7 protein-coding genes are annotated in these 6,229 nt (G+C 70.2%); all 7 read left to right on the top strand.

The genetic code is table 11. The features are described from left to right. Positions 1-129 precede the first annotated feature (129 nt). Genes phnD through C5E10_RS00765 form a run of 7 tightly spaced genes read left to right on the top strand, consistent with a single transcriptional unit; the run spans position 130 to position 6,228 of the window. Entirely contained in the window at positions 130-1,023 is an 894-nt protein-coding gene (gene phnD, locus C5E10_RS00795) for a phosphate/phosphite/phosphonate ABC transporter substrate-binding protein (protein WP_104330013.1), read from the top strand. Continuing rightward, entirely contained in the window at positions 1,020-1,874 is an 855-nt protein-coding gene (gene phnC / locus C5E10_RS00790) for a phosphonate ABC transporter ATP-binding protein (RefSeq protein WP_181062576.1), read from the top strand. Before phnD ends, phnC begins: the two co-directional genes overlap by 4 nt. Then, complete coding sequence (gene phnE / locus C5E10_RS00785) at positions 1,855-2,697, top strand: phosphonate ABC transporter, permease protein PhnE (protein ID WP_104330012.1); 843 nt, start codon at positions 1,855-1,857, stop codon at positions 2,695-2,697. The genes phnC and phnE overlap by 20 nt, the downstream gene beginning before the upstream one ends. Beyond that, positions 2,694-3,467 (top strand): tyrosine-protein phosphatase, encoded by a 774-nt coding sequence (locus tag C5E10_RS00780; protein ID WP_104330011.1) that lies wholly within the window; start codon positions 2,694-2,696, stop codon positions 3,465-3,467. The genes phnE and C5E10_RS00780 overlap by 4 nt, the downstream gene beginning before the upstream one ends. Next, positions 3,464-4,159 (top strand): TetR/AcrR family transcriptional regulator, encoded by a 696-nt coding sequence (locus tag C5E10_RS00775; protein WP_104330010.1) that lies wholly within the window; start codon positions 3,464-3,466, stop codon positions 4,157-4,159. The genes C5E10_RS00780 and C5E10_RS00775 overlap by 4 nt, the downstream gene beginning before the upstream one ends. Positions 4,160-4,210: 51 nt before the next feature. Further along, the gene (locus C5E10_RS00770) at positions 4,211-5,455 is read left to right on the top strand and encodes an MFS transporter (RefSeq protein ID WP_104330009.1); all 1,245 of its coding nucleotides are present in this window, start codon (positions 4,211-4,213) and stop codon (positions 5,453-5,455) included. After that, positions 5,452-6,228: a MerR family transcriptional regulator gene (locus C5E10_RS00765; RefSeq protein WP_181062575.1), complete on the top strand. Its 777-nt coding sequence runs from the start codon at positions 5,452-5,454 to the stop codon at positions 6,226-6,228. Before C5E10_RS00770 ends, C5E10_RS00765 begins: the two co-directional genes overlap by 4 nt. The last annotated feature ends 1 nt before the right edge of the window (position 6,229 follow it).

The following is a 6,229-nucleotide window of genomic DNA, read 5'->3' as shown; positions in this document are numbered from 1 at the left end:
ATCCCGCCCCAACTGTTCACCTCCGCGCCAATTTCCAGTCCAGCGGTCTCGTAATTGCCGGTCACCTTCGCGAGTTTGCATACCGGTGTTCTCGAAATCCCGGGAGCATCCCTCGGAAGGACCCCGAACATGCGCCGTTCACCGCTCCTCGCCTTCGGCATCATGGGCGTCAGCGCCCTCGCCCTCACCGGCTGCCAGACGGCCGAAGCCACCGCAGACGACACGACGATCACCATCGCCACGATCCCCCTCGGCGAAGATCCCACGCAGGCGAACCCCATCGACGCCCTCGTCGAGCTCCTCGAAGCCGAGACGGGTTACACGGTCGAGGTCACCGACGTGCCCGACTACCTCAGCGTCGTCGAAGCCATCCGCGCCGACCACGTCGACATGGGCATCATGAGCGGCTTCCCCTCCGCGCTCGCCGTCAACACGGGTGAAGTGGATGCGCTCCTCGCCTGGGAGGGCAGCGAGGACCCCGTCTCCACCTGCGTCGTGTTGAACGACTCCCCCGCGCAGGAGCTCACGGATCTTGAGGGCAAGACCGTCGCCTTCGCCGACCAGGCCTCCAGCTCCGGCTACTTCATGCCCGTCCACATGCTCCACGAGGCCGGGCTCGAGCAGGGCACCGACTACGAGGCGATCTTCGCGGGCGGCCACGAGGGCTCGTTCGCAGCCCTAGAGCAGGGCCAGGTCGACGCCGCCTGCACCTCCATCATGCTCACCGAGCTCGGCGAACCCATGTTCCCCTTCGCCGATGGCGAGTGGCGCGGCGTCGGCGAGAGCGCGCCCATGCCCGTCATGGGCAGCGTCCTCGGCAGCCCCGAACTCAGCGATGAGAAGCGCACCGTCATCCAAGACGCCATCCAGGCCGTCTTCGTCGAAGAGAACGCCGAAGCCCTCGGCGCCCTCGGCTCCGGATTCATCGGACTCCCCGTCTCCGTCGACCCCGAGCCCTCCGTCTTCGATGGCTTCGTGGAGATCGCCGGCGTCGCTGGCGTGAAGCTCGAGGACCTCGAATGACGAACCTCGCCCCGGCACCCAGCTCCAACGCTGCGCCCGCAGCAGCACCCACCACCAGCGGCATGGATGCACTCACCCGCCTCCCCCTCGTCACCGTGCGCGGCCTCCGGGTCGCCTACAACGAGACGACCGTGCTCGACGGCGTCGACCTCGACCTGCACCCCGGCGAGATGGTCGCCCTCCTCGGCGCGTCCGGCTCCGGCAAGTCAACGCTCATGCGCAGCCTCACCGGCTTCGCCCCCATCACGGGCGGCACGGCCCGCGTCGCCGGGCACGACGTCACGAACCTCCGCCGGGGCGAGCTGCGACAGTTGCGCGCAGGCGTCGGGCAGGTGTTCCAGCAGTTCAACCTCATCCCCCGCCTCAGCGTGCTCACGAACGTGCTCACCGGCGCCCTCCACAGCGCGGGCCCCATCAACCTCGTCGGTGGCTTCAGCAGCGAGCACCGCAGACGCGCGATGGAACTCCTCGACCGCGTCGGCATCGCCCACAAGGCGAAAGACCCCGCCCGTTCGCTGAGCGGCGGCCAGCAGCAGCGCGTGGCCATCGCCCGCGCCCTCATGCAGCAGCCGCGCGTGATCCTCGCCGACGAACCCGTCGCATCCCTCGACCCGAAGCTCGCCGACTCCGTGCTCGAACTGCTGCGCGACATCGCCACCCGCGACGGCATCCCCGTGCTCGTCAGCCTCCACGTGCTGCCCCTCGCGCTCCGCCACACCGACCGCATCATCGGCCTCCGCCACGGTGAGATGCTCGTCTCAGCCCCCACCGGCGCGATCGACGCCGAGAAGCTCTCCGTGCTCTACGACGACGAGAAGGAGGAGGCCCACGATGACCACCACCGCGCCTAAGCCGCCCCGCGCATCCACGGCCCCCTCGCTCACGACCGCCGAACGCGACCGCCTCGAACGGGCCTTCTCGATCCCGCGAGCGCGCTTCCTGCTCGGCATCCCCGTCGCCATCATCGTGCTGCTGTGGTCGTTCGCGGGCGCAGAGTTCAACTTCTCGAAGCTCGGCGACGGCGCCATCAACATGGGCGAGTTCCTCTCGCGCCTCTTCCCGCCCGACTTCTCGAAGTTCGGCACCATCTTCTCGCTCCTCATCGAGACCCTGCAGATGGCCATCGTCGGCACCGTCCTCGGGGCCGTGCTGTCGCTGTTCATGGCGTTCGCCGCGTCGTCGAACATCGCCCCGAAGTGGATGTACTACCCGGCCCGCTGGGTCATGAACATCATCCGCTCGGTGCCCGACCTCGTCTTCGCGCTCATGTTCGTCTCCGCGGTCGGGCTCGGCCCGTTCGCCGGCATCCTCGCCATGACGCTCGGCTCGATCGGCTCCATCGGCAAGGTCTACGCCGAGGCCATGGAATCCGTCGACCGCGGGCCCATGTCCGCCATGCAGGCGGTGGGGGCCTCCCGGCGCCAGCTCATCCAGTACGGGGTGCTCCCGCAGGCCGCACCGCTCCTCGTCTCCTACACGCTGCTGCTCTTCGAGGGCAACGTGCGCGGCGCCACCATCCTCGGCCTCGTCGGGGCCGGCGGCATCGGCCTCGAGCTCACCACGGCGATGAAGATGTACGACTACGGACACCTCAGCGCCATCATCATCTGCATCATCGTGCTCGTCACGCTGATCGACCAGGGCAGCGCCCTCATCCGAAAGCGACTCACATGACCACCACGCTCGACATCACCCTCTCCGCACCCGTCAACCTGCGCGACCTCGGCGGCACCCCCATCGCCGGCGGCACCCTCCGCGAGGGGCTCGCGATCCGCGCCGACGACCTGTCCGTCATCACCGAAGCGGATGCTCGCGAGCTGACCGCGGGCGGGCTCGCCTCGGTCATCGACCTCCGCACCGCCGACGAGGTCGCCCTCACGGGTCGTGGCCCCCTCGCCGCGCACCCCGTCGCCTACCACCACCTGCCCCTCATGGGCAGCGTCGGCGGCGGGCTGCCCACCGCCGACGAGCACGGGAGCGCGCACGCCGGCATGGGCGAGATGTACGCGCTCATGGTCGAGACCGCCGCGCCGCAGCTCGCCGCGGCGCTCGGCATCATCGCCGTCTCCCCCGGCGCCACGGCCTTCCACTGCGCGGCGGGCCGCGACCGCACGGGCGTGCTCGCCGCGATGCTCCTCCTCGCCCTCGGCGCAGCAGACGACGACATCGTGCGCGACTACGCGAAGACCGACGCCAACATGGGCGCCATTCTTGCCCGCATCGGCCCCACGATGAGCGTGCTCCTCGCGAAGTTCGGCATGGACCTCGAGGAGGTGTCGAAGCTCAACGGATCCCTCATGGGCGATGCCGAACCCATGGACGTGTCGATGCGCATCCTCCTCGCCCGCCTCCGCGAGCGCAATGGCGACCCGCTTGCGCCGCTTCGTGCGGCTGGGCTCACCGACGCGACGATCGCGCAGCTCCGTGCGCGGGCCATCGCGTGACGACCACCGCTCCCGCTTCGGCGCCCGCATCTAGCCAAACGGATGCGGGCGCCTCGGCGCGCTCGTCGGGGTCGGCAGCGACGGCAGCATCGGCAGATCTCGACACACGCCGGGGCCCTGGGCGGCCTCGCACGGAGGAGCTCGACGGGCAGATCCTCGCCGCAACGCTCGCCATCATCGACGCCGACGAGGCCGTCACCGTATCGAGGGTCGTGGAGCGGAGCGGCGTGAGCCGGGCCGCCCTCTACCGACGGTGGCCGTCGATGACGCTCCTGATCGCGGCTGCGCTCGACGTCGGGCGCACGATCCCCCCGACGCTGGGCAAACCCGGCGACCTGCGTGCCGGCATTGTCGACTTCCTCATGGGCGCATCCGCCGACCTCGACGAGACCAGCTACCCCGACCAGCGGTTCCGGCAGCGCATCCGGCTCGTCATGAGCGACCGGGAGCTGCAGCAGGCGTACTGGGAGTCGCACGTCTCCGTGCGCCGCCGACCCATCGAAAATGCCCTCCGTGCCGGCATCGCCGAGGGGTCGCTGCGCGCAGACCTCGACGTCGAGGCGTGCTTCGACCTCATCGCCGGCATCTTCTACTACCAGCTCGTCGTCCGCGGCTGCCGCTTCGACGACCCCGCCGCGCGGGCGCGATGCCGGGCCGGCCTCGAGGTGGCGTGGCGCGGGATGGAGGCGTAGGGCGCCTCACCACTTGACCCCGCCCCAACGTCATAGTTTCTGCTTGACCGCATGAACCTCCTGCCGGTCACGTACCTCGCGTCGCATGTCCTCTCCCTGCTCGGCAACTCAATCGCAGGCATCGCCCTCCCGCTGATCGTGCTCTCGACGACGGGCAGCGCCCTCGGGGCCGGCACGGTCGCGGCGGCCACCGCCATCCCGGCGGTGCTCGCGGGCCTCTTCATGGGCGTCGTCATCGACCGCATCAACCGGCGCACCTCATCCGTCGTCACCGACCTCATCTCGGCTGCGTCGATCGCCGCGCTCCCGATCATCGACCTCGTCTCGGGGCTCAACCTCGGCTGGTTCGTGCTCTTCGGCATCATCGGATCCCTCGGCGACGTGCCGGGCATGACCGCCCGCGAAGCGCTCCTCCCCGCCATCGTCCGCCACGGCGGCATCAGCGCCGAACGACTCATGGGCGTGCGCGAGAGCCTCAGCGCCGTCGCCATCTTCGTCGGCCCGGCCGCAGCCGGCACCCTCATGGTGCTCTTCGATGGCTCCACCGTGCTGTGGATCACCGCCGCCACCTCCCTCCTCGCCGCCCTCATCACCCTGCTCATCCCGCGGGCGGTCGGCGTGATCGTCGCCGACGACGGATCGCGCGCATCCACCCCGACGGGCACCGGATGGAGGCAGCTGCGCGACGGCTGGCGGGCCCTGTTCCGCAGCCCGTTCCTCGTCGCCACCACGGCGCTCAGCCTCGTGTCGGTGTTTGTGCTCGCCGGCTTGCAGGGACTCGTGCTGCCCGTCTACTTCACGCTGGTCGGGCAGCCGGGACTGCTCGGGTTCGTGCTCAGCGCCCTCGCCCTCGGCATGCTCCTCGGCGGCGGCACGTACGCGGTCGCCGGCACGCGCGGCCCCCGCCGCGCCTGGTTCGTGGTCGGCATGATCGGCACGACCATCGGCATCGGCCTCATCAGCCTCCTCACCTCGGTCTGGGTCGTGTTCGCGGGCGCCTTCGTCATGGGCGCCGCGAGCGGCCTCTTCGGCAGCCTCATGGGCGTGCTGATGATCGAGCGCATCCCCGAGCAGCTTCGCGGCCGCATCATGGGCACCCAGAACGCCCTCACCACGGCGGCCCCGTCGCTCGGCATCATGCTCGCGGCCGTGCTCACCGAGTACACCAGCGTCAACGTCGCCGCACTGGCGTTGCTCGGGGCTTGGGGATGCGCGTTCCTCTACGGCCTCGTCGCCCGCCCGCTTCGTACACTGGAACCCCAGGCAACGAGCGCGAACGCGGGTGGTGTGCGGTGAACAGCAGCGAGCTCGCCCGTCGCGCCGGGGTCACGGTGCGCGCCCTGCGGCACTACCACCAGGTCGGGGTCCTGGATGAGCCGCCCCGCTCCTCGAACGGGTACCGGCAGTACGGGGTGCACCACCTGATCAGGGTGCTGCGCATCCGCCGCCTCTCCGCGCTCGGGATTGCACTCGAGGATATGCCGCGGCTCCTCGACGAGCACGGCGCCGAGGCGCCAGCGGTGCTCGACCGTCTCGACGCCGAGCTCGCGGCCCAGATCGACCGCCTCACCGCGCAGCGCGCGCTCATCGCGCAGCTGCGACACCTTCCGACCACACCGGACCTGCCGCCGGAGCTCGCCGCGTACATGGGCACGCTCGCCGGCCACCTGTCCCCCGAGCTCGAGCAGATGGACCGCGACCAGACGGTGCTGCTCGCCCACCTCGTCGGCGAGGAGGGCATGCCGCACCTGGTCGGGTACTACGAGCAGCTCAGCGACCCCGCGCTGGTGCCGCAGATCGTGGCCATCACGGCTGACTTCCACGGACTCGGTGATGAGACGAGCGAGGCAGCATTCGACGACTTCGTCGAGCGGTTCGTGGCGACCTTCGCGCAGGTCGTCGACTCGCTGCGGACGGATGCGCCAGACCTCGACCTGTCGGACGCGGCCGGCCTCTTCGACGAGTACTCCGAGTCGGTGCTCAACGCGACGCAGCAGCGCGCGCTGGCACTCGTCGGGGAGCGGCTGGACGGGTCGGCTGACGATGCCGAAGCGCGGGAACCCGCCTAGC

Source organism: Pseudoclavibacter sp. RFBG4 (assembly GCF_002931515.1).
Classification (GTDB): domain Bacteria; phylum Actinomycetota; class Actinomycetes; order Actinomycetales; family Microbacteriaceae; genus Pseudoclavibacter.
This window is presented reverse-complemented; position numbering and strand designations above follow the sequence as displayed.

What these genes read in the sequence shown, in the direction of transcription:
- phnD (WP_104330013.1), top strand. Translation starts at nt 130, where the DNA reads ATGCGCCGTTCACCGCTCCTCGCCTTCGGCATCATGGGCGTCAGCGCC.
- phnC (WP_181062576.1), top strand. Translation starts at nt 1,020, where the DNA reads ATGACGAACCTCGCCCCGGCACCCAGCTCCAACGCTGCGCCCGCAGCA.
- phnE (WP_104330012.1), top strand. Translation starts at nt 1,855, where the DNA reads ATGACCACCACCGCGCCTAAGCCGCCCCGCGCATCCACGGCCCCCTCG.
- C5E10_RS00780 (WP_104330011.1), top strand. Translation starts at nt 2,694, where the DNA reads ATGACCACCACGCTCGACATCACCCTCTCCGCACCCGTCAACCTGCGC.
- C5E10_RS00770 (WP_104330009.1), top strand. Translation starts at nt 4,211, where the DNA reads ATGAACCTCCTGCCGGTCACGTACCTCGCGTCGCATGTCCTCTCCCTG.